We start from the raw sequence: 25,084 nt of genomic DNA, 5'->3' as shown, positions 1-25,084 counted from the left end.
CGAACTTCGGCCGCCGCCCGCACCAAGCCAGCTTGTGGCCCGAAACGAATACTTGGGACGCGAAGCCCGATCCGCCCTACCCACTCCCTCAAGACCCATGCCAAGAAAGAGCAAGAGCATCGGTTCACGGCAATGATAGATCTCGCACACGTTCACCCCAACCGACGCAGTCTGCTGGAAGGATCATCATGAACGGCAATCGTTACTACGGCGTCCGCGTCGAGGGCGCGAAATACGGCGTGGGGTTCGGCTCGGCGCTCGCCATCGCGATCTCCTACACCAACAACCATTCGATCCTGTGGGCGATCATCCATGGGATCCTGGGCTGGCTCTACGTGATCTTTGTCGCGCTGTTTCGCTGATGACCGACGCCGCCTGGATGTTGCTGCAGCCACAGCATTGGCTAGACTTACTGCATCACGAGATCCTCATGGTGAGGATCACGGACGCGCGTCTCCGGACGATGCTTTGCATCGCCGGGCGAACCATGAAGGCCCGGCTCTCGCGTACGGCCATCCTTCGAGACGCCCGCTTGCCGCGGGCTCCTCAGGATCAGGCCGGGGCCTTGTGATGCAGTAGGGCTAGCCGGTTTTCCTGGCCCGCAACGCTTCGTGCGGGTGGCGACGATCGCCACGCTGATTTGACTTGCGAACGTAGGTGACGAGTGCCTCGGGGTTCTCGAGCTTGATCTTCAGCGCCGCGACCAATGCGTCCTCGGCTTCGATCGTGAGCGCCTTGGCACGCGCCCCGAGCTTCAACCCGACGGTATACGACGTCATGGCAGACTCCTCAGGTCCAGGCTTCCACCGTACCTCAATCGGCGTCGCTTCGGAACGGCCCTGCTCGCCCCATCGCTCTCGCCGCCGCGGGATCACGACTGTTCCTTCAGGTTCGGTGCGCCCAGCTCATCGAAACGAAAGAGCTGGAAGATGCGCTGGCCGTCGAAATCGAGGACCCTCAAATCATCGGTCTCCTGCAGATTGCTTTCGACCGCCTGAAAGTGCCCGCCGTAGCGCGCTCTCGCAAGTGACAAGGGAACCTCGAACGCGACGAACTTGCCGATCCCCTTGCCCCTGAGCACCTCAAGGAGCTTCTGGTCGTGCAGGGACTCGTGGGATGTAAGAATGAGCATCGGACCGCTCGCCGTGAGCAGCAACAGCGACTTCATCGGATCCTCCTTTGCAGAGGCGTAGCCCGGATGGAGCGCAGCGTAATCCGGGGATGGTACCGCAGGTGCCTGTCCCGGATTGCGCTTCACTCCATCCCGGCTACGCACGAACTCTTAGCCGTCGCACCGGCGCCACGATGCCATAATGCTCCTGTTTTGCCCGACGCGTCAAACGCTATTCGGTATCGCCGAAATCAAAATCCGTAGTGATTTCTACTTTGCATGGGGTTGTTTTCGATATTTTTGTCGGACGCGCTGTGCCGTCAATCAACCGTGACGCGAGAACCATGAGTTTCGCAACAGCACAACGCTGCACCGATCACGTCGGCCGCAATGTCGCCGCCAAATTCCCACGCTCCAATCCCCTTTGCTCCGATTTTCGTCGTCGTCGCCCACCACAAGAGCCGCGCAATGAAAAAGGGATCAACAGTTACTTCACTAGAGGGGACCAAAAGTGCCAGGCCGGTGCTTCGCTGCTTGGAGGACTCGTCACCCAGGACGAGTTGAACAATCTTTCGATCCCGCACGCCCTTGGGATCGAGCTCGACACGCATCAGTTGGCAGCCGCAACCGGACCGAACCATGCCGGTCAGTTTACCTTTCCGGCTGTATCTGCCGACGGCGACAGTGCCGCATCGTACACGGGAACGATACCGATGGGCGCGCACTTCGCACTCCCGCCGAACATTGATCTTGCGGCCGCGGGTCTCACCCCCGAAGGATTGGCGCTTGCAAAGGCCTATCAGACATACGGCGGCTATGTCGTCGACATGGCTGGCCACACAACGGCCCTGGCCCAGGTCGAGGCCACGCCGGAACAGCAAGCCACCTGTTTGCCGATATCAACTGGATACGCGACCACCTCGTCATGACGGTCGACCACGGCTCGGGAGCATCCAGCACAGCGCCACAGACCGATCCCGTCGCGCAGTCCGACACCGCACAGTCCGACACCGTCCAGACCGACACCGGCCAGGCGGCCGTTCCTGCCGATGCCGCAGGCGCCACAAGCCCCGCTCCGGCCGATACCGGCTCTGACGTTGCCACGACCCAGGACGCATCGGATCAGCCTGCAACGGCGGATGCCGCTACCTCAGTGGATCGGCCTCCGTCCGAACCAGCCGGGGCAACCGATCAAACTGCCCTCAACGGCGATGTCACGAATGCACACCACCACGCCGGCCGAGGCATGGGCGCGGCGCTCGCCTCGCTCGTTGAAGGCATCGGCAAAGCCGATCCAAATCAGATCTCGCTCCCGCATGCCCAGGCCATCGAACATGCCGCGCATCATTTCGCAGCAGATGGCGGCGGCGCCCCCTCCGCGGGTCCGATGCCAACGGGAGCGGACGCTGCATTCGCCCATCACCACGCGTTTTGGCACGCCTGGTGATTGCCCACCGATAGACGCGCTACAGGCCCCGGTCGCTCCGGGGCCTTTTTTTGTTAGCAAGCATAGATGGGGTAGCGAGGTCGCCACAATTTTTCCCTCGCGCCCGCGTTGTTTTGGAACGCGGCGAGAACTATCCTCTTTGGTGATCTCGGATTGCCGCGCTCATTCCGTTGACGCCAGACTGAATGGAGGTCGCATCGGTGCCTGAGACGCACGACCCGAAGCCGCAAGACCCGAAGCCAGACGCCCCGAAGCCGGACGCGCCGCGCGCCGATGGCGAGCTGGCGCGGGCTTATGAACGGATCAAGAGCGCCGAACAGGATCTTGCGCGGCTGGACCAGTTGGTTTCCGGATTGGAACGCGGCGACAGCCCGCCGACCCGCCCGATCAAGGCCGATGCGGAACGAAGCAACGTTCCCCCGGATAAGGCGCCAGCACCGGAAGGCAAGGTTCGCCATCAAGGCCTGAAAGGGGATCGGCCCATGCTGCGGGCCTTCGTCGCGGTGTTGTTGGCGATAGGCATCCTTGGCGCTGCGTTCGCCTCGCAATATCGCGATGAGGCGAAAGCGATCATGGCGCGATGGGCCCCGCCGGTCCCGACTCCGTCCCCGAAGGCGTCCGAAATTCACAGCTCGGCGCAGCCGCCAACAGTTCAGCTCGCGGCTGCGGATGAGCCGCCGTCCCTCCCCGCACCGCCGGCTCACAAGGAAGCGGAAAGCGCTCCGCCAGCCGGCGCGCCGTCGCCCGACCAGAGTTCCGCCGAGCTGGCGCAATCGCTCAAGACCATCACGCAGGAACTTGCGAGCATCAACGAGAAGCTCGAGCAACAGAAGAGCCGCAACGAGCAAACGCTTCGCGAGCAGGCCGACGCCATTCAGCAACTCAAGACGGCGCGGGAGCAAAGTGCCGGGGACAATGCGCGCCTCGCCGCTCAGGTCCAGGCACTGCAAGCGCAGCTTACCGCCCAATCCGCGAAATCCGCCACGCGGAGCGCGACGAACGATACAGTTGTGCGGCAGCAGCACTCGCCTGCAGCCGCACCTCCGCGGCCCAGGCGGCCGCGAGCCCCCTGGATGCCCCCGCCCTATATGGGCGATCCTTACGATCCGTATTGGTGAGTCCGGTAGGCGAACTACTCGCCGAGCAACGCGTCATACCCCGCCGCACTGAACGCCAGCAGACAAAAACCGTGCCCGAACGGATCGGCCAGCATGGCGATCCGGCCGTAGGGTGCCTCGCGCGCGGGCGCCTCCAAGATCGCGCCGGCGCGCAGGGCGCGCTCGACTGCGGCGTCGACATCGTCGACGACAACGTCGATGTGCAGCGGCGTCCAGTGCCGGTCGTAGCGGCGGCGGTCGTCGCCGGCACCTAACGTGCCCGCCTGTTTGGTCAGGAGATAGACCGGCGCCGGCCAGCCCAACAGCTCGACGAAGTCGGTGCCGAAGCGGCGGCCGACCGACAGGCCGAACGCGGCGGTGTAGAACGCCGCCGCCGTCTCGACATCGGGCACGTCGATATTGAGCAGGAAGGTCATTGCGGACTGGTCTCCCCGAAATAGCCCGTAGGATGAGTCGAGCCATGCGAGCCCATCATCGCTGCGCGCGACGATGACGCGGCTTCGCAAGCGATCAACCCATCCTACGAGTTATCACCCCAAAGAGACCAGACGTCTTAAGGCTGCGCCCCCTAAGACTATGCGCGTTCCGCCTCGCGCTCTTCCACAAGTTCCGGCTCGGAGGGCTCGTCGACCGAGACGTCCTTCATTCTGCGCTTGACCTGTTCGCATGTCTTGCGGACGTCTTCCGTGAAGAGCGCGCATTCTTCGATGCGCTTGAAGATCTTCCGCCCCTCTTCGCGATAGCCCGCTGCCGTTTCGCGCATGAAGGCAATCGCATCATGGACCTGGGCTGTCAGCGCCTCGCACTTTTGCGCGGCGTCGATCAGCTCCCTGCCCATGGCCTCGATCTCTTTTGCAGCGGATTCATAGTCGCGGATGACCGCCTCTGCACTGAGCGCGCCGACGCGTGTGACACCCTCGGTGTGTTCGACGTACTCCGGCAAAGCAATCGACGCGATTGAAGTTCCCGGGCGAACCGATGAAATGTCCGCCTCGAGTTGAACAAGGTTCACACCGTCCCGTCTGCGCAATTGTTCAACACCTGCCATGGTGATCTCCCAAATGAACGCTCCCGAACCCCAAAGAGCATTCAGTGTATTACGGGGGTAAGCGGTGTTCTAACCCCATATGTCGTTGACAGCCCCAGCTTTGCCATCTTTTCCCAATCGCCAACGCGGCACGCTGGGATAATGATGTCAGGGGTGCACAACCTCACCGAAAGGCGGGCCTTTTCCTCGCCAAGAACGTGAGCCACACCTCCCCTGCCCCTTCCAAATCTCTCCACACACCCGCCATCCCGATGACAAGGCGCAACCGCGATTCCGGCGAGAACGGAACGGAATCTGGCGGCTCAATTTTTATTGGGAGTATCGTTTCATGTTGAGTGCGGACGGGAACAAGCCGATGGGCAAGTCGAGCCAGCGCAAAGGCCGAAAGAAGGCCGGGGAGCGAACGAAAGCCGGCGAGCAGCAGCTCGCCAGGACTGACGAAATGCGGGCGGCGGAGGTTGGCCAAGAGATCGGCCAAGAGCATGAGATCGGCCAAGAGATTGGTCAGGAGATTGGTCAGGCGATCGGTCAAGAGACGAGCCCGGACATCAGTCCACCGGTCGCGTCGAATCCGCCCCCGGCTTTGCCGACGCAGACCCCGGCGAATGCACCGATCACCCCACTGGAACTCGCTGCGGTGAGCCCCCAGACGATCGCAACTGCCTACACCGACTACACCCTGAAGGCGCTCGAACAGAGCTGGGCGTTCGTCGGGAAGCTCGCGACCGCGCGGTCACCCGCCGAGGCTTTCGCATTTCAGATGGAGTTTGCGAGGGAAGCCCTCGAAACCTTCGTCGCGCAGTCGCGGAAGATTGGCGACCTGCAGGAGGAATTGGTCAAACAGCGTGTCATGAATTTCGAGGGCTGGGTGGCGAGGGTCACCCAAACCACGGTCGAGTTGCGCGCGACGCGTCACTAGCGCTAGCCTGCGCGGAACGGCCTGTCCGCCGTAGCTCGCGGAGCGAAGGCGGAAGCGAGACCCATCATTGCGGTTCGCGAAGATGGGTTTTCGCAAGAGCTCAACCCGTCCTACTCACTGCGCCTTGACGTCAGCCCGCTGGCCGCGCGCGGGCCGCCTTGCACCGGCGGCGTTCTCGGCCATGGGCTCTAGTGCTATCCTGGACGGAGGTCCGGCCGGCAGGCCCCCGGCCAATTCTGTGCGACGTTCAGACGGGCCTCGGCATGAAGGAGCGAGCGCATGACCAGCCACCTTCCACGCGTCCTGTTGGCCTGTACTGCCCCTGTGATGCTTCTGTTTGCGGTCTGCACAGCCAACGCCGCAGACGGCTGCGGTCCCGGCTGCCACGCCACCGTTTATGGCGCGTGTGTGGTCGATGGCTGGGGTACGGGGGCGCGTGTCTGGAATGAATGTCCGGCCACGTCTCGTGCACGTCCGCCTTGCGGCGGTTCGGATTATGTCTGGAGCTCTGGCAAGCGGGCTTGTTTCCCGAAGGTGAAGGACTGGGTTTGGAGTCCGGACGCCGCCTCGTGATTTTTCCCCTCACAGGATCTCGTAGACCGATACCTTGTCCGCGATTCCGCTCAGCGCCACGCTGCGGCGGGCTGGGTTGAGGCCGCTCGCCTCGAGCAGGGTGCGGGCCTCGGCATTGTCCACGACCGCTTCCGTGACCACGATCGCGCGCGAGGCAGCAAGGCCCTGGACGCGCGAGGCGATGTTCACGGTCTGCCCAAAATAATCCTGCTGGCCGTTGAGGGTGACCGCGAGGCAGGATCCTTCATGGATGCCCATCTTCAAAAGCAACCCCTGCTGCTGGCGCTGGGCCCCTAACTCGCTCATGGCCTCGCGCATGCGGATTGCGGCGGCGATCGCGCGGTCGGGGGTCTCGAAGGTGGCCATCACGGCATCGCCGATGGTCTTGACCACGGCGCCCTGCTCGGCCGCGATGATCTCCTGCAACAGGCGGAAATGCTCGTTGACGAGATCGAAGGCGACGAGGTCGCCGACATGCTCGTAGAGCCCGGTGGAGTCCTTGAGGTCCGAGAACAGGAACGTCAGGCTCAGGATCTTCAGGCGCTGGCCGATCGCGAGCGTGTCGGTACGATAGAGGTCGCGAAAGGTCTGGTTGGTGAGGAGGCGCTTGGCGGTGAGGCTCGGCTTGCGCCGCGTCAGGAGGTCGTCGAGCCGTTGGTTGGCGACCCATACCGCCGGTAGCACGCGCACGTCGGTACGATTCTCCAGGGCGAGCCGCAGCGAGCCCGGGCACAGGCTCACGGAATCGACGGGGACATCGGCTTTGTTGAAGATCAGCGACAGGTTCTGGCGCTCGCTGGTCTCCTCGCCCTTGACCTCGAGGAACTGCGCCGTATGCGTCACCGGATCGAACACGATCAACATGCCGGCCGGCACTTGCAGGGACAGGATCGCCCGCTCGCCCGGCGGCAGGTCGACAGTTTCCAGCGTGAGTTCGCGCAGGAGCCCGTCGAGGTCGGCGGGAAGATCGATGGCCGAGCTCCAGAACACCTGGCGATAATATTCGGCGAGCGACAGTTCGTCGGCATTGTGGGCCGCGATCTTGCGCACGCGCGGGCTGACGGCGAAGGTCACCTCGACCAGATTGTCGAGCGTCGTCTCGTAGCCCGCGGCGCAGAACGCGCAGTGATATTGCGGGCTGTTCACCGTCTTCAGGCTCTTGTTGGCGGACAGGACCCCGGCGCAGCTCGGGCAGATCACGCTCCAGGTCATCTCCAGTATGCCGAGCCCGACCGCATGCAACAACCCCGCGATCACCTGCTCCTCGCCGAGGCCGGCGCGGCCGGCGAGATCCAACGCATTCATCTTGCTCAAGGCGTGGTCCGGCGCCTCCCGCAGCATGCGCTCGAGCAGGTCGACGACCCCTTCGTCGGCCGACTGACGCAGGACACCAAACAAGGTCTCGATTTCGCTCATGCGTTGGTCTTAGCTGAAAGGGGGCCAGACGGAATCCGCTTCCCGTCAGGTATGCCCGGGAAGGCGAGGCACAACCCGTAGCAGCCGATTGCTGCGTCACGATGATGCGAGTTCAGTGGTCGTACGAACCGCCCCGGGCGTAGCCTGCCTACTTCAGAGGTAATTGCCGCCTCGAATAACAATCGCGGCAGGCGGGCCGGAAGTTTCGCTTGATTTGCGCGAATACGAACCTACGGTGCGGCGCGCCCAAAGGCGGGCGGGGAGCGAGCGATGAACGACGCGATGAAATGCCCGACGTGCAATTCCGAGCACGCCTATCAGGATCGCGATCTCTGGGTTTGCCCGGAATGCGGCCATGAATGGAGCGCTGCGGCGGACGCGGCCCCGCAGACCTCGCATGAGACCGGTGTGCGCGATGCGAACGGCAATCTGCTTGCCGATGGCGACAGCGTAGTCGTGATCAAGGACCTCAAGATCAAGGGATCGTCGTCGGTCGTCAAAGGCGGCACCAAAGTCAGGAACATCCGCTTGCAGGACGCGACCGACGGGCACAACATCGCCTGCAAGATCGACGGAATCGGCGCGATGAACCTGAAGTCGGAGTTCGTGAAGAAGGCGTAGATTCGTAGGGAGCCGCTCACGCGAACCTGTTCGCTGCCTCATTCCGAATCATCGGTGCGCGATCGTTCCCGCAGGCCGTCGCAGGCGACGCTCATCCGCCGAGCACGTGGCCCCAGCCGTCAAACACGAATCCCTTCCATGCAACGCTGCCATCGCCGAGCGGCCTGCTCGCACGGCGATAGTCGTCAGCTTCCTCAGCAGTCCAGGTGATGATCGTGTCCGATGGGCGGTCGTGCAGAATGGCGGGCTCGGCAGGATCGAAATCCCGCATGGGGCGGAGCGAAGAATGCGTCATGGACGACTAACGCCCCGGCTTGCGCTGGGTTGCATGCGAGCTGCACTTCTCAAGGCTGAGGAGCGATCGACCGAGCAACGATCTACTTCAACGCCGTGGCGAGCGAGGTGAGTTTTGCGACGAGGTTGATGCCGAGCGCATAGATCACTTCGATGATGGCAAGCGCGATGCCGGCAGCGATCAGGCCGTACTCGATGGCGGTGGCGCCGCTTTCATCGGCGATGAACCTGGTGATGATGCCCTTCAATGTCAGTTCCTTCCCACTTCAGTCGTAGGTTGTCGGTGCGGGGAGGAATGCCGGACTACAATCCAAGATTGAGTAAATGTCACTTGATCAATTTGACGGGAAATCGCGCGGAAGCCATGCCAAACAAAAAAGCCCGCGACGATGTCGCGGGCTTCTGCAATTCGAAAGCGCCTGATCTCAGCGCGCGCGGCCTTCGGTCTGGCCCGGCACAGCGGCGGCAGTCGACAGCTTGCGGGGCGTCAGAACCTTGAGCTGATGCGGCGTGGCGGCATTGCCCGAGGCCTGCGCCTGCCCCTGGACGTGGGAGCCGCCGAGTACAGCAACCTGAACCGGCGAGATCGGCAGCCCGGCCGCCTCATAGGTCGGCAGCTCGGCGGAAAAGCTGGCCGTGACGCCGGCGAGCGAGAGGGCAGCGACGGCTGCAATGGTATACGAAATTCTCTTCACACCGATTCTCCTGGGTAGTGCGTTGAGAACGTGACCTAGTCAGCATTGTTGCGCCGCACCAGTCACCATGTTGCATTGCAACAATGCAGATTTCACGGATCACGTTTGAGGCCCTCAGCGATCCCGCCGAAAAAGTTCCCATTCGTTGCCCCGCGGGCACAGTTTTCCAAAAAACGCCCGCCCTCCCCCTCCTGCGCCATTGCGCGGCCACATCTCGCCCCGAACAATCAAGGTTGCCGCGTGGCTAGCTGTGCAAACCGGCTCGGACAGAGCCTTTGGAGGCTGGGGTCATGGACGATCGGCGATCTCTCCTGGTGGCGGTCTCATGCCCATCGGCCGTTGTCGTGGGCTGGCTTGCACTTTCGCTGTCCGCCTATGCGCCGGCCCTCATCGAGAGCAGCGGTGCCGACGCCGCCGCCGAAATCCGCGCAAAGTCCTCCGCTGCCAACGTTGAGCGTGCCGATGTTCCACAGGCTGCGGTGATCGACGCCCCTGCCGCCGCAAGCGCCGACGTCGCGGTCGCCCTGCCTCCGCCGCCGAGCACAGAGACCGCCGCAACGGAGACTGCGACGACGCCCGATACCGCCGAGCCGGCCGTGAAGCTTGCCTCGGCCGACCCGGCGCAGATCCTGCCGGCGGAAGCGCCGCCTCCTGCGGTTGCAGACATCCCGGCCCAAGCGAGCAGCGAATCCGCGCCGGCTCAAGCGAGCAACGAAGCGGTCCCTGCCGAAGCGCCTGCGATCAAGCTCGCATCCTCAGATCCCACGGAAATCGTGCCGGACGGCGCGCCGCTATCACCCGCGGCCATCGAGAGCGCGCCGGCTGCGAGCGAGAGCAAGGCAACGCCTCCTGCCGACACCGTCGCGGTCCTTGACGAATGCTTCGTCATCGACGCCTGCATCGACCGCTATCTGTGGGCGCTCTATCAGCGCACGCCCAAGGAGGATTCGATCAAGGTGCAAGAGCGCCGGGCCGTCAGCGTTAAACGCAGGGGCAAGACAGTCACGGTGATGCGGTCCTTCACCAAGCTCGTCGACGAGGATTTCGCCTGGAAGGATCCGAAGGCGGCCGACCATGCCGGCATGTCGATGATGGACTACGTGATCGGCGGCATGGATCGCAGCTTCAAGCGCAAGCTGTTTCGCGCGCTGCTTGCGGCCGAAGCCGCCGGCCTGTCACCCGGCATCACCAGCGCGTTCCGCGACGACTATCGTCAGTCAATCGCCAGCGGCCTCAAGGCGGCTTCCGACCGGTCGTATCACGGCGGCAGCTTCCGCGGCGGCTACGGTCATGGGCTCGCGGCTGACGTCGTGAGTACCAAGGGTGACAACCGCGCGCAGCGCTGGACCTCGACCGAGGTGCTGTGGAAATGGATCGATGCCAACGGCAAGGCGCTCGGCATCGGCCGTCCCTATCTCGACCGCGATCCCCCGCATGTCGGTCCCATCGACGGCCAGGAATACATCTCGCGCCGTGGCACGGGCGAGCGCCAAATCGCCGCGAACGCGAAGGCCCACGCGGCGTCGAAGAAGGCGAAGATGCACAGCGCGCGTGAACGAAGCTCGGCGAAGCCGCAGAAGTCGGCTCGCGCGTCCAAGGGACGGACGATCTGAGCCGAAGCCGGGCGCGCCTTACGCGTCAGGTGGTGTCGTGGGCAGCGGAACGAGCCGCATCTCCGCTGATCCCTCCTGCTGCGTGCGCACCAGCACGGCGAACACAGTCTGCACCGCCAGACGCACGGCCTTTTCGACGGCTGCGCCCTTGGCAAGATGGGCTGCGATCAGGCCGGTCAGGAGATCGCCGGTACCGTAGGGGCGGATCGGCAGGCGCGCCGTCGCAAAGCGCGACATTTGTCCGCCCGAAGAGAGAATCGTCTCGACCTGCCCCGCTGCCGTGTCGGCGAGCTCGCAACCGGTGGCGACAACGCCGGTCCGGCCCTGCCCGGCAATCGCCGTGCTCGCGGCGCGCAAACCCTGCACATCCATCACCTTGACGCCGGAGAGCAGCTCGAGCTCGAACTGATTGGGCGTAACAAGCGTTGCAGCCGGCAACAACCGGTGACGGAGCACGTCCAGGATGCCCTCCGCCACGTAGATCCGGCCGTCATCCCCGATCACGGGGTCGCAGAGATAAGTGAGCTTCGAATTCGACCGCAACGCGCGCTCGACGAAATCGGCGATGACGGCGGCATTGGCCGGTGAGCCGAGATAACCGGTCACGAGCACGGCGGCCTGCTCGACCAGCCCGCGCTCCTCGACGCCTTTGAGCAGGTCGGCCACCAACTCGGCCTCGAGCACCCGCCCGTGCAGGCTTGGATAGCGCGGATGGTTCGACAAGAGCGTCGTCGGCACCGCGGCGACATTCACGCCCTCCGCCTGCATGGGATAGACGGCCGCGCTATTGCCGACATGGCCGTGGACCACCTGGCTCTGAATGGAGATGACGAGCATGGTGAGGTCCGTAAGGTCAATCAGGCCGCCGCGCAAGGGGGCCTGTCGTGGGCTCGTCACTCGCATGTGATATGAGCCCCTGATGTAGCCAGTCAAGCAAACGCCATATTGCGGTTAAACATACCTACCGCGCGGTATCTTTTCCGCAAAACTCCCGAATCTGTCATGACCTCCGCCTTCAACGCCTACGCAGCGCTCGCCCTCGCCATCATCTTCGAGGTCACCGCATCCGCCTTCCTGCAGCACTCCGCGCAGTTCACGCGCCCGTGGCCGACGCTGGCGATGGTGTTGTTCTACGTGGCCTCGTTTTACGCGTTGTCGGTCGCGATCCGGGTCATCCCCCTGAGCATCGCCTATGCGATATGGGGCGGCGTCGGCATCATCCTGACGGCCACGGTCTCCTTCGTGCTGTTCCGCCAGATGCTGGACGCCGCGGCCTTCGTCGGCATTGCGCTGATCGTGTCCGGGGTCGTGATCATCAACCTGTTCTCGGAGACGACGGTGCACTGATGCCGGGCAGCGCCCACACTCGCGCCAAGCAGCCAGAGCAGGTGCGGCGCGCCCTGCTCGACCGTGCGGCGGCGATCGCCATGGATCATGGCGTGTCCGGCGTCACGGTGCAGGCGGTGGCGGCGGCGGCCGGAGTTACCAAGGGCGGGTTGTTCCATCATTTCGCGAGCAAGCAGGCGCTGATCGAAGGCCTGTTCGCCGATCTCCTGGCCCGCGTCGATGCCGAGATCGACGCCGCCATCGCCGCGGATCCGAAGCCGCGCGGCAGCTTCACGCGCGCTTACGTGAACGCAGTGTTTACCGGCAAGGCCTTCGGCTTCCATACGCCCTGGGCGGCGCTGAGCATGGTCGTCGTCACCGATCCGCCACTGCGCCAGCTCTGGAACGACTGGATGAAGGCGCGCCTGAAGCGCCATCGCACAACCGACGGCGCGCCAGAACTCCACGTCGTACGCCTCGCCGCCGACGGCGCCTGGCTGTCTCACGTCACCACCGGGCAGACCCGCATGAGCGCGGACCTGCGCGCCGTGCACGGCCGGTTGCTGGCGCAAACCTATCGGCGCACGTAGCGGCTTTGCCCTCAAGGCCGTTCCGTAGGGTGGGTTAGCCGAAGGCGTAACCCACCACTTCCGTCGCCACGCGCGAAGAGGTGGGTTACGCTTCGCTACCCCACCCTACACATCTCACTAATGATCCTGCACGGGTCGAGGCGGACGCGGCGTAGAGCGCGGCGAGCGCGCCGCAGGCTTGGTTGCTGTGCGCGGGGCGGTATCGACGGATTCCAGATACGAGGCGAGCGCCTTGGCAGAGTCGGAACTGGTCGCGTAGTGGTCCTTCAGGAACCAGGTGAGCGTCAGACTGAAGCGCCCCTTTGCAAGCCCACGAGGGCTGCGATGACAGGTCGCGCAGCCGTCCGCGAAAAGCTTGGCCGGGGATTTGCCGGCGTCGAGATTTTGCGCGGATGCCACAGTCGCCGCCAGCACGACGGCGGCGGCAAGAGTCACAAGAGGCGCGATGCGATCGCGCCCCGGCCGAAATAGCGTTATCAACGTCGTCCCCTAACCCCGCCGCGCGGTCACGCCGCCAGCAATTGATCGAATTCGCTCGGCGCGTACGCCTTGCCGTCCTCATCGGTGATGACGACCCGCCATCCCTCGCTTGCCCACACCCTCGCCTTTGCCACGATCAGGAGCCGGCTCTCGCGCGCAAAACTGTACTTCTCGTTGTCGCGTTCTGCGACCATTTTGTAGGCCAATGCGCATCCCCTAGCGTTGCTCTGCACCCTGCCCGTCGTGGCAGCGGGCTTTGGCGGCAATTCGCCGGACATGTGGCAATTTGGTGCAGTCCACGGCAGCATTGTGGACCCGCGTCGGTTCAGATGGTGCGAAGGAGCAATGCGGCGCGTCACGTTACCGATTCTGCTGTTGGTCGGGCGTCAGCCCGGCCGGGTCCATCGCCGCCGCGACGGAACCGAGAACGCGGCAAACCGTTCAGTGGACGCGGATGATGTGCGGACGGCCGAGATCGATCAGGCCCTGCACGGCGGACAGACGATCGTCCAGGGCCGCGATGGTCAGGAGCAGATTGTTGCGCCGCTCATCGAGAAGGCCGATCTCGGCGCCGGACAATTTCGTGTTTGCCCGCTGCTTACGGATATCTTCGAGCGACTTGTGCAGCCCGGCAATCAGGCCGGTGAGTTGCTTGGCCTCCTTGGCCATCGAACGCTTCGCGACATTTTGGCGGCGCGTCTCCGCTTGGCTCTGTCTCATCGTCATCCTCCCGTGCCCCGCTGCCCCGAGTGGATGACTACATCTTTGGGTAGAAATATTTCGATCGATGAAAACTGTCCACGAAGAACTGTCTTAAATTGTAGGCGCCTTGCTTCCAGCCAAAGGAAAAGCCCGGCGCGAGCGCCGGGCTTTTGGATAGGCCTAATGCTTCTGATGGCCGCCAGGTCCGCCGCCCGGCGCGCCGCCGCCATGCGGTGCGGCATTGATATGCGGCGCACCACCACCACCGCCGCCACCGGCATGCGGCATCGCGGGCGCAGCCGCGCGCGGCGCCGGCATCTGCTGTGCACGCGCGTTCATCGGCGAGCCGTGGCTCACATTAGGCTGCGCCATATGCGGAGCTGGGCGGGCCGCAGGTGCGGCTGACACACGCGGAGCCTCGTGGCCGCGCGCCATCGGCTGCACACGAGCAGCGGCGCGACCCGCAGCCTGCTCATGCGTCGTCATGCGCGCTTGCGCGGCGTTCGGGTTACGACCCTGCACGGTGGCCCGCTCGTGAGCGAAACGCTCGCCACGGCGGATGCCGGCGCGCTCGTTCGCGATCGCCGCGCTGCCCCTTGCGGTCGCAATGCCTCGCCTCTCGATGCCGGCACCGCGCCTCGCGGTCGTTGCCTCGCGCGTCGCGACCGCGGCGTTGCGGCGCGCCGCGGCGGCATCGCGACCGGAGATCGCGGCGTTGCCTCTGACAGTTGTGCCGGTGCGTCCGAGTGCGATCGCGGCGTCGCGCGTCGCGGCACGACCGATGCGGGCCGCGCGCGGATCGAGCGTTACCCGCGTCGCGAAACGCTCGTGCGAGGTCCAGTAGTTATTCCAGTAGGCGTGGCGGCGATACCAGGGCCGCCCCGCGTAGTAGCTCGACCAGTACGAGCTCAGCACGAAGGGAACGACGGGCACGTCGATCTCGTCGGCAAAGTCGGGAAGATAGACGTAGTGATTCCGGTAGAGGTATTCGAGATATTGCGACGATACCCAGCCGCGATCATCGGAGAAGCTCACGTCGCACCAGGCATTGCCTCTCAGGCAGCCATGGATGTTGACGCGGGTGCCCCCAGGGATGCGATCGACCAGGGGAAAGCCCGATCCCGGCCCGGCGCGCAGTCCGGTCGAGACGGTGACGATGCCCGGCGCGGCCAACGCGGCCGTCGGTGCGAGCAGCAATGCGGCAAGCAAAACACTCTTGAGTCTCATGGCGTGTTCCTCCTCTGAAGTCGGAACGTCCAAGCGGAACGAGCGTTCCGCGCGCTGTCGTTGTATCCGCCAAAAGATCGATGCGCGCGGTATGCGTGCCGCGCGCGGGTTCAATATTCATCCGCCGTTCATGGACGAAGCAAACGACAGCGACGCCACCTGTCAGTGCGCTTGCAACATGAAGGCGTCGAAGTACGACGCAAGCTCGGCAAAGCCGTCGAGCGGCAGTACATGCGCGACGTACTGGTCCGGCCGCACCACGACCATGCAGCCCGCCTTGCGATCGATACCGCGCATGGCAAAAACGTCGTGGCCGCTCTTGAGGTCGGCACAGAACATCTTCTCGTAGTCGATCAGGCCGTAGCGGCCCTTGCGCGGAAGAAGCAGCGCGGGCATGGCCCCGATCGCGAGGTCGCGGTGATCCTGTTGAAACACCGCACGCAGATCGATCACGGCATCGATGTCGGCACCCGCCGGCGTAAACTTGCGGACCGGCGACTCCGGCGCCTCCATCAGGAAGCTGCACAACGCACGAATGGCAGAGCCGACCGCAGCCGGATCTTCAGCGCGCGAAAACGCATAGATGCGGAAACGGCCATCCGCCCGCGCCGCATGGCCGAGATGAACCGGCTTTGCGTCGGCAAGGCGGATCACCGGCGCGGAGTGGAAGCGCTTGCCGATGACGAGACCTTCGGCGAGGTTCTGGTGGGACGTCGCGCCGGTGATGATCGACGGACGGTAATGCGTCGCGGTTCCGGCCGTGTAACGACCGTGCCTCACGAAATAGTCTTGCGTCTCGGCCGCATCGGCCCCGCCGGCCTTGGCCGCCGAAGCGAGAATGCCCGCCCATTCGCGATCGAAATCGATGAGCTCTTTCGCGACAGCCTGACGTTCTGCCGAGTAGGAGTGCAACAGCGATGGAGCGCATTGCTTTCCGAGGACCGCGGCAAGCTTCCAGCCGAGATTGAAGGCATCCTGCATCGAGACGTTCATGCCTTGCCCCGCCTTGGGACTATGGGTGTGGCAGGCATCGCCGGCGATGAAGACGCGCGGCAGGCGCGTCGTAACCTCGGCCTCCGGCACGTCGTCGAACTTGTCGGTGAGGCGCTGACCGATCTCGTAGACCGACCACCAGGCGATCTCCTTCACCTCGAGCTTGTGCGGATTGAGGATCCGCTGCGCCTTGGCGATCACGTCGTCGGCGGTGATGTTGCGGTTGGCAACGCGTTCGCCGACATCGAGCTTGGCAAGCTCGACATAGATGCGAACCATGTAGCCGCCTTCACGCGGAATGATGAGAAGGCTGCCGTCCTTGGCCGACTGAATCAGCGCCTTGAAGCGAATGTCCGGAAAATCGGTCACCGCCAGGACGTCCATGACACCCCAGGCGTGGTTGGCGGAATCGCCGTGCAGCTCGCGGCCGATCGATTTGCGCACCGTGCTGCGCGCCCCGTCGCAACCGACGACGTAGCGCGCCCTGATCGTCTCGACCTCGCCTTCGTGCTCGGAATCGACCCGGGCAAGACGGACGGTCACCGCGTGGTCGGCGGCACCGGCGGCAGGATCGACCTGAAGGTCGAGCAGACGCCGGCTGTAATAGGGCTCGAGCTTAGCCGGCGATTTGCGCATGACGTCGAGAAAGCCGTCGTGCACGCGCGCCTGGTTCAGGATGACGTGCGGGAATTCCGACAACCCATCCTCGACGTCCTGCACCCTGCCGCTACGGACGATGGTTTCCGAGGTCCGCGCGTCCGGCTTCCAGAACGTCGTCTCGTTGACCCAATAGGCTTCCTTCAGCACACGCTCGCTGAAACCGTAGGCGTGAAACATTTCCATGGTGCGGCAGGCAATGCCGTCGGCCTGGCCGACCAGCAGCCGGCCCGGTTTCTGCTCGACGATGCAGGTCTTGATGTCAGGGAATTGGGCGAGCTGGGCGGCGAGCGTCAGGCCGGCCGGACCACACCCGACGATGAGCACATCGACCTCTGACGGAACGGCTCCTGCTGCGCCCGGGGGCTGAACGCGCTCGGCGGGATCGGCGATTTCGGGATCGCCCGGCTGAAATCCATTGAGATGGAATTGCATGAGCACTTCTCCCGGTCACGTTCTGTTTGGATATTGCTCAGTATGCTGACTATCAGTATACTTGTCAACGATCCACCCTTCCCCGCGCTGAGGAGAATTCGGTGAAAGACAACAATGACATGCCCGGGCATCTGGCGCGCCGGTTCCAGCAGATTGCCGTGGCGGTGTTCCTGGCCGAAGTCGAGGATGCCGGCTTCGACCTGACGCCGGTGCAATACGCGGCGCTCGCGACCATCAAGGCCAATCCGGGGCTCGACCAGGTGACCCTGGCCGGACTGATCGCCTATGACCGTACCACGATCACCGGTGTGGTCGACCGCCTCGTGCAGAAAGGTCTCGCCGAGCGCCGCGCCTCTAGCCGTGACCGCCGTGCACGCGAGCTCGAGATTACCGACGAGGGCCGCCGCACCCTGCGCAAGATCACGCCCGCCGTCGAATCCGCGCAGCGCATCATGCTGCGCGGCCTCACCGCCAAGGAGGGCGAGGAGCTGATGCGGCTCTTGCGCAAGGCCATCGCCGCCGGAAACGACCTCAGCCGCGCGCCGCTGCGCGACGTGCAGGCATAGCCCGTATTCTGACCGTATTTGTCGCAGGGTCGCGAAACCAGGAGCTAACCTTCGGCTGCTAGCGTCGGCGCTATTCGGCGCTTAGCGCGCGATTAACTTTGCTGGTCGGGGGTTTTCGATGTTCAGGTTCGTCATTGCTGCCGCGGCGGTCGCGCTCGCGACCGGCCCTGCGTTCGCCAACGGCCATGGCGGCGGTGACGCCCCTCCGCCGCCGAAGCCCGAGACGACGACTGCGCCGGCTCGCGTCGTTCTGACCAAGCAAGGCCCCAAGCTCGTCGATCTTAAGGGCATGACGCTTTACTATTACGAGCGCGATACGAGCGGCAAGTCGTCGAGCTGCGACGGCAAATGCACCGAGAGCTGGACGCCACTGGCCGCGCCCACCGACGCCAAGGCTATCGGCGACTTCACCGTCATCACACGCAATGACGGTAGCAAGATGTGGGCCTATCGCTATCGCCCGCTCTACACCTCGCCTGCCGACAAAACGCCGGGCGATACCAACGGCAACGCAACAACCCTGCAGTGGCGCATAGCGCGGCCAGAGCAGTAAGGCGCGAAATCAAACCACACGCGGTCTCAATGCCGTGAAGGGCTTACGATCTTCACATGCGCCGTGGAGTCAGCAGAGGCGTAATTCACCTCCGGATTCCAGTGCAACGCCATGTAAAGGACCATTCCGGCCAGGATCGATCCATAAAAGCCGAGCGTGGCCAATCGCCACTTCCGCGCAATCCGGCGGTCGCTTTCATTCAATTGATAAAGGAATTTCTGCATGATGCCTCCAATGGCAACGAGCCATTGAGACATAGCGCAGCGGGTACGAATCCGCTGTGAAGCAATTCACCTTTTTTGGTTCCAACAGGCGCCTATTTTGGTCCGCGCATTCGGCGATAACGGGCTGAATGTCGGCGCGTCCGCGCTCGCCTGGAGCGGCCTGATTTCCTGTTTCACCAGGACGGGCTTGGTCGTGAACCAGAGCGCCGCCACTGCCGCGATCAGCAGACCTGCGCCGAGCGCCGCAAGCTCCTTCACGATCCCTCCTCGGCAGTCAGTTGCTGAGGATCACGCCGTGCTGGCGTCGCGACGGATGATCGGCACCGACGAGTGTGTTGGAATCGGTTGCGATCACGGCCTCCGGCAACGGCAAGGGCTCGATGCCGGCGAAGCGTCGGTAGAGTGCGCCCATCACGGCCGCGCAGAACGCAGCCGGCACCAACAGGACGGTGAGGAGCGGCACCATGAGCGCGAGCAGCAGCATGCATGCGAACGCTATCGCGGCTCCGATCGCCGCATATTCCCAGGCACGGCACCGGCCCATCGCCCGCGCGATGTGATGCACGCAAAGCATGAAGATGGTCGACGGGATCACCGTGACGACCAGCATTGTCAGGAAGGTCTGTGCCGGGATCACGGCCGCGAAGATGTGCGCGGTGCTCTTGTCCTCGAAGCCGTGCATGAGCAGCGGCAGCAGGGTGTAGGGCAGAATCGTTGCCAGCGTCGCAGGCATGACTGCGGCGATCGCTATCCCTGCGATCGAGGTGCGGACCTGGACCGGGCCGTCGAACACGAGCGGTGCAGCCAGGCATTCCGACCCACCCGCGGCGGCTTCACCGGACGCGACGCGCGCTGCGCCCGCGACCGGGCTCAGGCCGGCAAACTGGCCGTAGAGAAATCCGCCGATCATTCCGGCGATCGTCGGCAGCAGTCCAATCGTCACGACCGTGCCGTCGCCCGGCGCTGCAAGCTGAATGTGATTGCGCATCGCAATGCCGCAGCTCACGGCCGCCATGACGCCGCCCATGAGACCGTAAGCGAGCCGGCTCGAGATCGTCCACTGCCGCAGCATGATATGACCGGCAAACAGCAGGGCCGCGTTCATGGCCATGCGCCCGGCATAGAACGCGACGATCTGATCCGGTGCCGGCACGCCGGCGGGATCCGTCACCTGTCCGCCGGCAATCGCGAACACCATCAGCACGGCTTCCACGATAGCGAGCGGAATCAGCGCAGCGAACAGCGCACGCGGAGAATTCTTGACGAGATACATGCGAGCAACCCCTTGCGGGCTGCACGCTAGACGCGAAGTATTACAGACGCCGCAAGAGAATGACTAAAATTGTCCGCAAACGCTGGGCGCTCCTGACGACGCGCTCACCCGCGCCAGCTCGCTCCCGTCTCCGCTTGCGCGCTCTGCCCGGGCGGCAGCACCACCACCGTTGAGCCGAGCTTCACCCGGTCGAACAAATCGATCACGTCCTCATTGCGCATCCGGATGCAGCCCGACGAGATCGCCTGCCCGATATATTCAGGCTGGTTGGTGCCATGGATACGGTAGAGCGTGTCCTTGTTACCGGCGTAGAGATAGAGCGCCCGCGCGCCAAGCGGATTGGCTGGGCCGCCTGCAACGCGCGACGGATACGGCCCGAGGCGCGCCTGAATTTCAGGTGTCGGAATCCAGTCCGGCCACTCCGCCATCCGGCCGACCCGCGCCACGCCGGAAAACGCCATGGCTTCTTCGCCGACTGCAACGCCGTAGCGGATCGCCTTACCGTTCGGCAGCACGTAATAGAGATAACGCGCGTTCGTATCGACCAGGATCGTTCCGGGCTGCTCCTTGCGGGAGTAGTCGACGATGTGGCGGAGATATTGCTCAGGCACGTTCGCCTGCGCGTAAGGTGTGTGCGCCAGCAACTGCCGGTCGCGCGGCGTCATGCTCGCATCGGTCGATGGCGAAAGGGTCGCTTGCATGCAGCCGCCGAGCGGAAGCAAGGCAGCAACGAAAAGAGCGATTAAGGATCTTGGCACCGCCTGCCCCCCTAGCGGATCAATTAACGCCCCCAGCAGCACTAGATGCCGCCCAAATCGTGCTGAAAAGAAGGCAGCATGGAACACGTCCGCGTGTTTTTTGCCCCGGGTTCCATCACCGCAAACGGCGGGAGACCGCCGCACTGTCTCCATCCCGCCGCCTTGCTTTGGTCAAACCCGACTGGACTCGTGCGCATCAGGGCTTGGGGTGGCTGGACTCAATCAATCGGCTCGCGCAAATGCGGACGACCAAGGCTTCAACGACAAGGCTGCAAAGGAGCTGCGATGCTCGCGACGCTGAACAGCAAGCAAATCGTCGATGAAATCGTGAAGGACACGATCAAGGACAACGATCCCCACGATGCGCTGCAGATTTCGCCCGACGTGATTATGGCCTCGCGTCCCGGCAACGACGCGCCGACCTTGGCCCCGGAGGTTGCGAAGACGCCGGAGGCTGCGAGCCGTCCGGAGCCCAAGATCACTCCCAAGATCAACTTGGCCGCCGCAGCACTGGCGGCAGCGCCGTCCGTCGATACGGCCGTTCGCGCGGCCGCCGGCGATCTGCCGAACAGGCGTAAGCGATCGTCCGTCAGCAAATGGCTCGGTGGCGCGTTCGTCACGTTGCTGTTTGCCGCGGGCAGCGCCGCGGCCACCGTCGCCTGGGAAAAGCACGGGGATACCGCAATACAGATGATCGCCGAATGGGTGCCCGCGCTGACGTCCTCGCTCACGTCTGCGACGCCTCAGGCGACGCCGGCAGTTGCTGAGCAAGCCGCACAACCCGTTCCTCAGGCGCCAGCGGACCAGGTCGCCGATCAGCCGGCAACACCGCCCACTGTCGAGACGACGCCACCGGCAGCTCAGGCGACGCCGCCCGCAGCTCAAGCAACGCCGCCTGCGGCTCAGAACAGCACTGCGGCAGCCGCGCCTGATCCAGTGCAATCGGCGCAAGCGATGACGCGCGACATCGCCGCGATGGCGCAGCAGATCGAGCAACTCAAGACAAACATTGCCGAGCTGAAGGCTGGACAGGAGCAGATGGCGCGCGAAATGGCGAAGGCAACCGCGCCGAAGCCGGCCGAGGCGAAGCCCGCCGAGCCGCCGCGTGCAAGAGTCTCCGCACTGCCGGCGCGGCCAGCAGCAGTGCCACCGGTGCGCAGGCCGAAGCCGGTCGCGACACCGGCCTACGTGCCGACATATGCGCCCGCGCCTCCGCCGCCATCGCAAGCCGCCGCCGTTCCGCCGCCGTCAGTCGCACCCATGTCTTCGCAGGCCGTCGCTGACGATGACGGACCTGTCGTGCGTCCGCCGATGCCGGTGCGCTGAACTAACACGCGCGCGACTCAAACGCCAAGGCACGCATGTGCATGCGTGCGCACGACGCTGACCGAGTCGATGTGACGGTTTAAGTCCGGACGACTACGGTGACCGATATTGCGGTCGCCTGTGAAAGAGAAAAGGCCGTCGGGATCTATGCCGCCGGCCTTCTCTTGCAACTGCCGGTTCCCGGAGCCCGGTTCTGTTGCAATTCCATGGCGTGATCATCGCGCCGACATGTTTAATAAAATCTTAACTCACTCACATGTTGCACATGATTTTTGCGCCATAAGCACAGAGATTGCGCGCGAGCTTCATTCGGGAAAGATCGACTCAGTGGTACCATCCGAGCCGGGTTGAGACGTGTCGTGACACAGGGGGATTTAAGATGCCCTACTACTATTTCGACCTTGTGGTTGGTGAAGAGTTCAAGAACCAGGGCAGTATCATCCTCGAAGATCTCGAGGTGGCATCTGATCGCGCCGATCAATTGGCGTGCGAGTTGTCGCAGGTGAAGCCCGAGCTCCAGAAGAAGGGTTGCTCGGTGCGCGTCACCGATCGCGATCACAAGGAACTTTATCGTACTCCGCTCGATCCGGTGCCGGCCTGGCGACGCTAGCTAGGCGTCCAGAATCGGCGCCTCGAACCAGTTCGTCAGCGACAGTCCGCCATCGACCACGATGGCAGCGCCGGTGACGTAGCCTGATACCTTGTTCGACAGCACTGCCAGCGCCATCGGCGCAAGATCTTCGGCTTGACCAAGCCGACCGAGCGGGATGTGTCTTGCGAGCGAGGCATCCGCCACGAAGCCGCCGGCCGCGATGGCGCCGGGCACCAGCGCGTTGACGCGGATGTTGTGGCGACCGAAGCTTTTGGCCAGCTCCCGGACGAGCATCGCCATTCCAGCCTTCGCCGTCGAATAATGCGGCAAGTTGCGCGGCGTGCCCGCGTGCAGAGAGGTGAGGAACAGGAACGAACCCGCACGCTTGGCAATGATGAGCCGTTTGGCGATTTCGCGCGCCAGATGAAATCCAGCATCGAGATTGACGGCGTGCATCTCCTGCCAGGTCTTGCGATCGACGGCGAAGGCGTGATCGGCCTCGCGCCGCGGTGGGGATGCACTGTGGACGAAGTGCGTCACCTCGCCCAATGCTGCTAAGGCCGCGGCAAGGAGCGCATCGCAAGCTTGTAAATTGGCGAGATCGCCGACCCATGGCACCGCGAGGTCAGGCCTGCTGCTCGCGCCGATTGCGGCAGTCACCCGCTCCGCGCTGACGTCGGCAAACACGGTACGCACGCCCTCGCCGACCAGGGCCAAGGCGATCGCACGGCCGATGCCGTTACCCGCGCCGGTGACGACCGCCGTGTCATGGACGGGATCAAATGGCGTGCTCAAGAGGCTCATGTCGCTCTCCCTGACCAGGATGACGTTCACGATAGCGTAGCGCCTGGACGGTCGACAATTACGCCCCGGCACCATTGCGGATCGCGGCCATGGACGCTAGCCTTCCCGGAAAATCGGGGAGGTACCAAGGATGCGCTATGGTTTTCTGATCGCGGGCCTGTTGCTGATCGCAGCGCCGGCCCAGGCTGAGCCGCGGTCGGTCTATGTGACGATGGTCTTGCAGGCCTTCGCGGCCAAGGTCGAATGTCCCAACACCGATGTGGTCTATCAGGACCTGGTGCAGAAGGCGCAGCAGATGCACCTTCCCGATGACACCACCGAGAAGGTGCGCAAGGCGATTGCCTACATGCACACCGGCGGCAAGATGGGCGAGAAGCAGGACGACGCGCTCATGTCGGAAGTGGCGGTGGCGACCCAGAGCACCGATCTCGACCAGCGCCGTCTCGGCCTGCCGGGCTGGTGCGAGGCCCAAAAGGCCAATCTCGCCGGCTTCATCCGCAGCAAGAGCTAGCGGGCCGGCGACGCAGCTCGAGGTATTTGTGAACCTCAGGCCCTTCTCTCGCGTCCAATCCTCGAGCTGAGGACAACGCGCGAGGGGCCATGCCCGCGAGTCATATGCATTGGAAGCGCCGGACAGCGGCGCTTGCGGCGCTCGTGGCCGCGAATTTGGCGCTGCCCGCGCTTGCCGCGACCGCGGACAAGCCTGTCGCGGGCCGGCAGGTGCGGCTTTCCGCAGGGAACGTGGAGCGCCCTGCCTGCTCATCCGCCGCCACTATCTCCTCGGCACGGACAAGCCCTCGCGTCGTCTCGGCATCTTCCTGATCGTGGGCCGCGCAAAGGGGCTGATCTTGATGCTGAAGGATTCCAAGCTCAAGCTGCCGGAAGGCGAAGCCCTCGAGGCGACGCTGAAGATCGCCGATGAGCCGTTCGGCGCGTTCTCCGCGCAGGTCGAGGGATCCGATGAAATCGGCATCTTCCCGCAGCATGACGCTGTACTGGCTGCAGCAATCGAGAAGGGTTCAGTGGTGGCTGTGAAGGCCAAGGTGGTCGAGGACAATTACGAGTTTTCGGTGCATCCGGGCGTCATCGGCTGGCTGCGCGCCTGCGCCCGCCGCAACGAGATGGCCATCGAACCCGCTGGGCAGTGAACGTTCGCGCCAGGGTTAAGCATGCCGCCACGGAACCGCCACATCGGCAAACAATCGTCACAATCCTCGCCAGCATGCGGGCATCTTCGAACAGGAGAACCTCATGCGGATTGTTCATGCCGTTCTTGTCGGCGCGTTCGCCGCCGCGGTGCTGACGGTGCCGTCGCTGGCGAGGAATTCCGAGGCCCAAAAGGGCGAGGATAAGGCAGCCACGTCAACTTGCAGCGCCTATCAGCAGGCGCCGGACGGATCGTGGGAGCAGCTTCCCTGCAAGGAGACGGGCGAGCGCGGCCAAGCGCAAACTCAGCACCGAACTCCGGCGCAAGGGACCGATCGCGAGGAGCGCTGAGCGCGTTCGCAGTTTCCGCGAGTCAGCTCTGATGCGGCCCGCGCATGATCTTCATGGCATCGACGATGTGACGCCATTCCTTGGCTTCCTCCGCCTCGCCGCGGCCCTCGCAGGCCTGCGCCTGTTCCGCCGCCTTTGCAATCGCAGCGAAGCCGTGCTGTTCCAGCATCTGCCGCGCGACGGTGTGGACCTGGACCTCGGACATCATGGGCACTCTCCCGTATGG

The 25,084-nt window shown here is 64.0% G+C and carries 37 protein-coding genes; 16 read left to right on the top strand and 21 right to left on the bottom strand.

The window, feature by feature from the left end; all coding sequences use genetic code 11:
* Positions 1–188: 188 nt before the first annotated feature.
* Positions 189–362 (top strand): hypothetical protein, encoded by a 174-nt coding sequence (locus tag MTR72_RS11295; RefSeq protein ID WP_018644642.1) that lies wholly within the window; start codon positions 189–191, stop codon positions 360–362.
* A 219-nt stretch (positions 363–581) separates the two neighbouring features.
* On the opposite strand, the gene MTR72_RS11290 is transcribed toward MTR72_RS11295, so the two are convergent.
* Together MTR72_RS11290 and MTR72_RS11285 are read right to left on the bottom strand one after the other, a co-directional pair.
* Complete coding sequence (locus MTR72_RS11290; protein WP_280964158.1) at positions 582–779, bottom strand: hypothetical protein; 198 nt, start codon at positions 777–779, stop codon at positions 582–584.
* Between the two features lie 92 nt (positions 780–871).
* Positions 872–1,168 (bottom strand): cytosolic protein, encoded by a 297-nt coding sequence (locus MTR72_RS11285; RefSeq protein ID WP_280964159.1) that lies wholly within the window; start codon positions 1,166–1,168, stop codon positions 872–874.
* 287 nt (positions 1,169–1,455) lie between these two features.
* Between MTR72_RS11285 and MTR72_RS11280 the strand changes: the two genes are divergently transcribed.
* A complete protein-coding gene (locus tag MTR72_RS11280; protein ID WP_280964160.1) occupies positions 1,456–2,040 on the top strand; it encodes a hypothetical protein in 585 nt (194 codons plus the stop codon).
* A gap of 221 nt (positions 2,041–2,261) precedes the next feature.
* Here MTR72_RS11280 and MTR72_RS11275 read toward each other — a convergent pair whose 3' ends face one another.
* Positions 2,262–2,447 (bottom strand): hypothetical protein, encoded by a 186-nt coding sequence (locus MTR72_RS11275; protein ID WP_280964161.1) that lies wholly within the window; start codon positions 2,445–2,447, stop codon positions 2,262–2,264.
* Positions 2,448–2,758: 311 nt separating this feature from the next.
* Between MTR72_RS11275 and MTR72_RS11270 the strand changes: the two genes are divergently transcribed.
* The gene (locus tag MTR72_RS11270) at positions 2,759–3,676 is read left to right on the top strand and encodes a hypothetical protein (protein WP_280964162.1); all 918 of its coding nucleotides are present in this window, start codon (positions 2,759–2,761) and stop codon (positions 3,674–3,676) included.
* Between the two features lie 14 nt (positions 3,677–3,690).
* Here MTR72_RS11270 and MTR72_RS11265 read toward each other — a convergent pair whose 3' ends face one another.
* Both MTR72_RS11265 and MTR72_RS11260 read right to left on the bottom strand, forming a co-directional pair.
* A complete protein-coding gene (locus MTR72_RS11265; protein WP_280964163.1) occupies positions 3,691–4,092 on the bottom strand; it encodes a VOC family protein in 402 nt (133 codons plus the stop codon).
* 158 nt (positions 4,093–4,250) lie between these two features.
* A complete protein-coding gene (locus tag MTR72_RS11260) occupies positions 4,251–4,724 on the bottom strand; it encodes a hypothetical protein (protein WP_280964164.1) in 474 nt (157 codons plus the stop codon).
* A gap of 328 nt (positions 4,725–5,052) precedes the next feature.
* On the opposite strand from MTR72_RS11260, the gene MTR72_RS11255 reads away from it, so the two are divergent.
* Positions 5,053–5,643 carry a phasin family protein gene (locus MTR72_RS11255; RefSeq protein ID WP_280964165.1) on the top strand — a complete coding sequence of 197 codons (591 nt, stop codon included), beginning with the start codon at positions 5,053–5,055 and terminating at the stop codon, positions 5,641–5,643.
* Positions 5,644–5,970: 327 nt separating this feature from the next.
* Positions 5,971–6,216, top strand: coding sequence for a GCG_CRPN prefix-to-repeats domain-containing protein (locus MTR72_RS40340; protein WP_445819575.1), 246 nt, complete (start codon positions 5,971–5,973; stop codon positions 6,214–6,216).
* Between the two features lie 9 nt (positions 6,217–6,225).
* Here the strand turns inward: MTR72_RS40340 and MTR72_RS11250 are convergent, their stop codons facing one another.
* Positions 6,226–7,632: an adenylate/guanylate cyclase domain-containing protein gene (locus tag MTR72_RS11250; RefSeq protein ID WP_280964166.1), complete on the bottom strand. Its 1,407-nt coding sequence runs from the start codon at positions 7,630–7,632 to the stop codon at positions 6,226–6,228.
* A gap of 270 nt (positions 7,633–7,902) precedes the next feature.
* Here MTR72_RS11250 and MTR72_RS11245 point away from each other — a divergent pair, with 270 nt between their 5' ends.
* On the top strand, positions 7,903–8,253 hold the full coding sequence (locus MTR72_RS11245) for a zinc ribbon domain-containing protein YjdM (protein ID WP_280964167.1): 351 nt from the start codon (positions 7,903–7,905) through the stop codon (positions 8,251–8,253).
* Positions 8,254–8,344: 91 nt separating this feature from the next.
* Here the strand turns inward: MTR72_RS11245 and MTR72_RS11240 are convergent, their stop codons facing one another.
* The 3 genes from MTR72_RS11240 to MTR72_RS11230 all read right to left on the bottom strand — a co-directional run bounded on the left by MTR72_RS11240 (position 8,345) and on the right by MTR72_RS11230 (position 9,242).
* Positions 8,345–8,548: a hypothetical protein gene (locus MTR72_RS11240; RefSeq protein ID WP_280964168.1), complete on the bottom strand. Its 204-nt coding sequence runs from the start codon at positions 8,546–8,548 to the stop codon at positions 8,345–8,347.
* 82 nt (positions 8,549–8,630) lie between these two features.
* A complete protein-coding gene (locus MTR72_RS11235) occupies positions 8,631–8,795 on the bottom strand; it encodes a Flp family type IVb pilin (protein WP_280964169.1) in 165 nt (54 codons plus the stop codon).
* Between the two features lie 177 nt (positions 8,796–8,972).
* Positions 8,973–9,242, bottom strand: a complete 270-nt coding sequence (locus tag MTR72_RS11230; protein ID WP_280964170.1) for a hypothetical protein — start codon at positions 9,240–9,242, stop codon at positions 8,973–8,975.
* Between the two features lie 290 nt (positions 9,243–9,532).
* Here MTR72_RS11230 and MTR72_RS11225 point away from each other — a divergent pair, with 290 nt between their 5' ends.
* Positions 9,533–10,855, top strand: coding sequence for a hypothetical protein (locus MTR72_RS11225; RefSeq protein WP_280964171.1), 1,323 nt, complete (start codon positions 9,533–9,535; stop codon positions 10,853–10,855).
* An 18-nt stretch (positions 10,856–10,873) separates the two neighbouring features.
* On the opposite strand, the gene pdxY is transcribed toward MTR72_RS11225, so the two are convergent.
* The gene (pdxY, locus tag MTR72_RS11220) at positions 10,874–11,692 is read right to left on the bottom strand and encodes a pyridoxal kinase (protein ID WP_280970993.1); all 819 of its coding nucleotides are present in this window, start codon (positions 11,690–11,692) and stop codon (positions 10,874–10,876) included.
* Between the two features lie 165 nt (positions 11,693–11,857).
* Here pdxY and MTR72_RS11215 point away from each other — a divergent pair, with 165 nt between their 5' ends.
* Both MTR72_RS11215 and MTR72_RS11210 read left to right on the top strand, forming a co-directional pair.
* Entirely contained in the window at positions 11,858–12,202 is a 345-nt protein-coding gene (locus MTR72_RS11215; RefSeq protein ID WP_280964172.1) for a DMT family transporter, read from the top strand.
* Entirely contained in the window at positions 12,202–12,771 is a 570-nt protein-coding gene (locus MTR72_RS11210; RefSeq protein WP_280964173.1) for a TetR family transcriptional regulator, read from the top strand. Before MTR72_RS11215 ends, MTR72_RS11210 begins: the two co-directional genes overlap by 1 nt.
* 117 nt (positions 12,772–12,888) lie before the next feature.
* Here the strand turns inward: MTR72_RS11210 and MTR72_RS11205 are convergent, their stop codons facing one another.
* From MTR72_RS11205 to MTR72_RS11185, 5 genes are all read right to left on the bottom strand, one after another.
* A complete protein-coding gene (locus MTR72_RS11205) occupies positions 12,889–13,251 on the bottom strand; it encodes a hypothetical protein (RefSeq protein WP_445819572.1) in 363 nt (120 codons plus the stop codon).
* 26 nt (positions 13,252–13,277) lie between these two features.
* Positions 13,278–13,484: a hypothetical protein gene (locus MTR72_RS11200; protein WP_341510384.1), complete on the bottom strand. Its 207-nt coding sequence runs from the start codon at positions 13,482–13,484 to the stop codon at positions 13,278–13,280.
* 208 nt (positions 13,485–13,692) lie between these two features.
* Positions 13,693–13,971 (bottom strand): hypothetical protein, encoded by a 279-nt coding sequence (locus MTR72_RS11195; RefSeq protein WP_280964175.1) that lies wholly within the window; start codon positions 13,969–13,971, stop codon positions 13,693–13,695.
* A 162-nt stretch (positions 13,972–14,133) separates the two neighbouring features.
* Positions 14,134–15,180 carry an SH3 domain-containing protein gene (locus MTR72_RS11190; RefSeq protein WP_280964176.1) on the bottom strand — a complete coding sequence of 349 codons (1,047 nt, stop codon included), beginning with the start codon at positions 15,178–15,180 and terminating at the stop codon, positions 14,134–14,136.
* A gap of 162 nt (positions 15,181–15,342) precedes the next feature.
* On the bottom strand, positions 15,343–17,265 hold the full coding sequence (locus tag MTR72_RS11185) for an FAD-binding monooxygenase (protein WP_341510361.1): 1,923 nt from the start codon (positions 17,263–17,265) through the stop codon (positions 15,343–15,345).
* 101 nt (positions 17,266–17,366) lie between these two features.
* On the opposite strand from MTR72_RS11185, the gene MTR72_RS11180 reads away from it, so the two are divergent.
* Together MTR72_RS11180 and MTR72_RS11175 are read left to right on the top strand one after the other, a co-directional pair.
* Complete coding sequence (locus tag MTR72_RS11180) at positions 17,367–17,831, top strand: MarR family winged helix-turn-helix transcriptional regulator (protein WP_280964178.1); 465 nt, start codon at positions 17,367–17,369, stop codon at positions 17,829–17,831.
* Positions 17,832–17,949: 118 nt separating this feature from the next.
* Positions 17,950–18,384 (top strand): COG4315 family predicted lipoprotein, encoded by a 435-nt coding sequence (locus MTR72_RS11175; protein WP_280964179.1) that lies wholly within the window; start codon positions 17,950–17,952, stop codon positions 18,382–18,384.
* Positions 18,385–18,410: 26 nt separating this feature from the next.
* Here the strand turns inward: MTR72_RS11175 and MTR72_RS11170 are convergent, their stop codons facing one another.
* The 4 genes from MTR72_RS11170 to MTR72_RS11155 form a co-directional block, all read right to left on the bottom strand.
* Positions 18,411–18,608, bottom strand: coding sequence for a hypothetical protein (locus MTR72_RS11170; protein ID WP_280964180.1), 198 nt, complete (start codon positions 18,606–18,608; stop codon positions 18,411–18,413).
* Positions 18,609–18,674: 66 nt separating this feature from the next.
* Positions 18,675–18,866 carry a hypothetical protein gene (locus MTR72_RS11165; protein ID WP_341510360.1) on the bottom strand — a complete coding sequence of 64 codons (192 nt, stop codon included), beginning with the start codon at positions 18,864–18,866 and terminating at the stop codon, positions 18,675–18,677.
* A 16-nt stretch (positions 18,867–18,882) separates the two neighbouring features.
* The gene (locus MTR72_RS11160) at positions 18,883–19,881 is read right to left on the bottom strand and encodes a hypothetical protein (RefSeq protein ID WP_280964182.1); all 999 of its coding nucleotides are present in this window, start codon (positions 19,879–19,881) and stop codon (positions 18,883–18,885) included.
* 104 nt (positions 19,882–19,985) lie between these two features.
* On the bottom strand, positions 19,986–20,582 hold the full coding sequence (locus tag MTR72_RS11155) for a L,D-transpeptidase (protein WP_445819571.1): 597 nt from the start codon (positions 20,580–20,582) through the stop codon (positions 19,986–19,988).
* 342 nt (positions 20,583–20,924) lie between these two features.
* Between MTR72_RS11155 and MTR72_RS11150 the strand changes: the two genes are divergently transcribed.
* On the top strand, positions 20,925–21,965 hold the full coding sequence (locus MTR72_RS11150) for a hypothetical protein (protein WP_280964184.1): 1,041 nt from the start codon (positions 20,925–20,927) through the stop codon (positions 21,963–21,965).
* A 379-nt stretch (positions 21,966–22,344) separates the two neighbouring features.
* On the top strand, positions 22,345–22,575 hold the full coding sequence (locus MTR72_RS11145; protein WP_280964185.1) for a DUF6894 family protein: 231 nt from the start codon (positions 22,345–22,347) through the stop codon (positions 22,573–22,575).
* Here the strand turns inward: MTR72_RS11145 and MTR72_RS11140 are convergent, their stop codons facing one another.
* A complete protein-coding gene (locus MTR72_RS11140; RefSeq protein ID WP_280964186.1) occupies positions 22,576–23,361 on the bottom strand; it encodes an SDR family NAD(P)-dependent oxidoreductase in 786 nt (261 codons plus the stop codon).
* A gap of 130 nt (positions 23,362–23,491) precedes the next feature.
* Here MTR72_RS11140 and MTR72_RS11135 point away from each other — a divergent pair, with 130 nt between their 5' ends.
* The 3 genes from MTR72_RS11135 (at position 23,492) to MTR72_RS11125 (ending at position 24,858) form a co-directional block, all read left to right on the top strand.
* Positions 23,492–23,872 (top strand): hypothetical protein, encoded by a 381-nt coding sequence (locus MTR72_RS11135; RefSeq protein ID WP_280964187.1) that lies wholly within the window; start codon positions 23,492–23,494, stop codon positions 23,870–23,872.
* A gap of 109 nt (positions 23,873–23,981) precedes the next feature.
* Positions 23,982–24,509: a hypothetical protein gene (locus tag MTR72_RS11130; protein WP_280964188.1), complete on the top strand. Its 528-nt coding sequence runs from the start codon at positions 23,982–23,984 to the stop codon at positions 24,507–24,509.
* Positions 24,510–24,612: 103 nt separating this feature from the next.
* The gene (locus MTR72_RS11125; RefSeq protein ID WP_280964189.1) at positions 24,613–24,858 is read left to right on the top strand and encodes a hypothetical protein; all 246 of its coding nucleotides are present in this window, start codon (positions 24,613–24,615) and stop codon (positions 24,856–24,858) included.
* Between the two features lie 22 nt (positions 24,859–24,880).
* Here the strand turns inward: MTR72_RS11125 and MTR72_RS11120 are convergent, their stop codons facing one another.
* Positions 24,881–25,066, bottom strand: coding sequence for a hypothetical protein (locus tag MTR72_RS11120; protein WP_027572193.1), 186 nt, complete (start codon positions 25,064–25,066; stop codon positions 24,881–24,883).
* Positions 25,067–25,084 lie beyond the last annotated feature (18 nt).

The sequence above is a fragment of the Bradyrhizobium sp. ISRA442 genome (assembly GCF_038085055.1).
Classification (GTDB): Bacteria; Pseudomonadota; Alphaproteobacteria; order Rhizobiales; family Xanthobacteraceae; genus Bradyrhizobium.
Note: the sequence above shows the minus strand (reverse complement) of the source record. Positions and strands in the feature narration are given on the sequence as shown.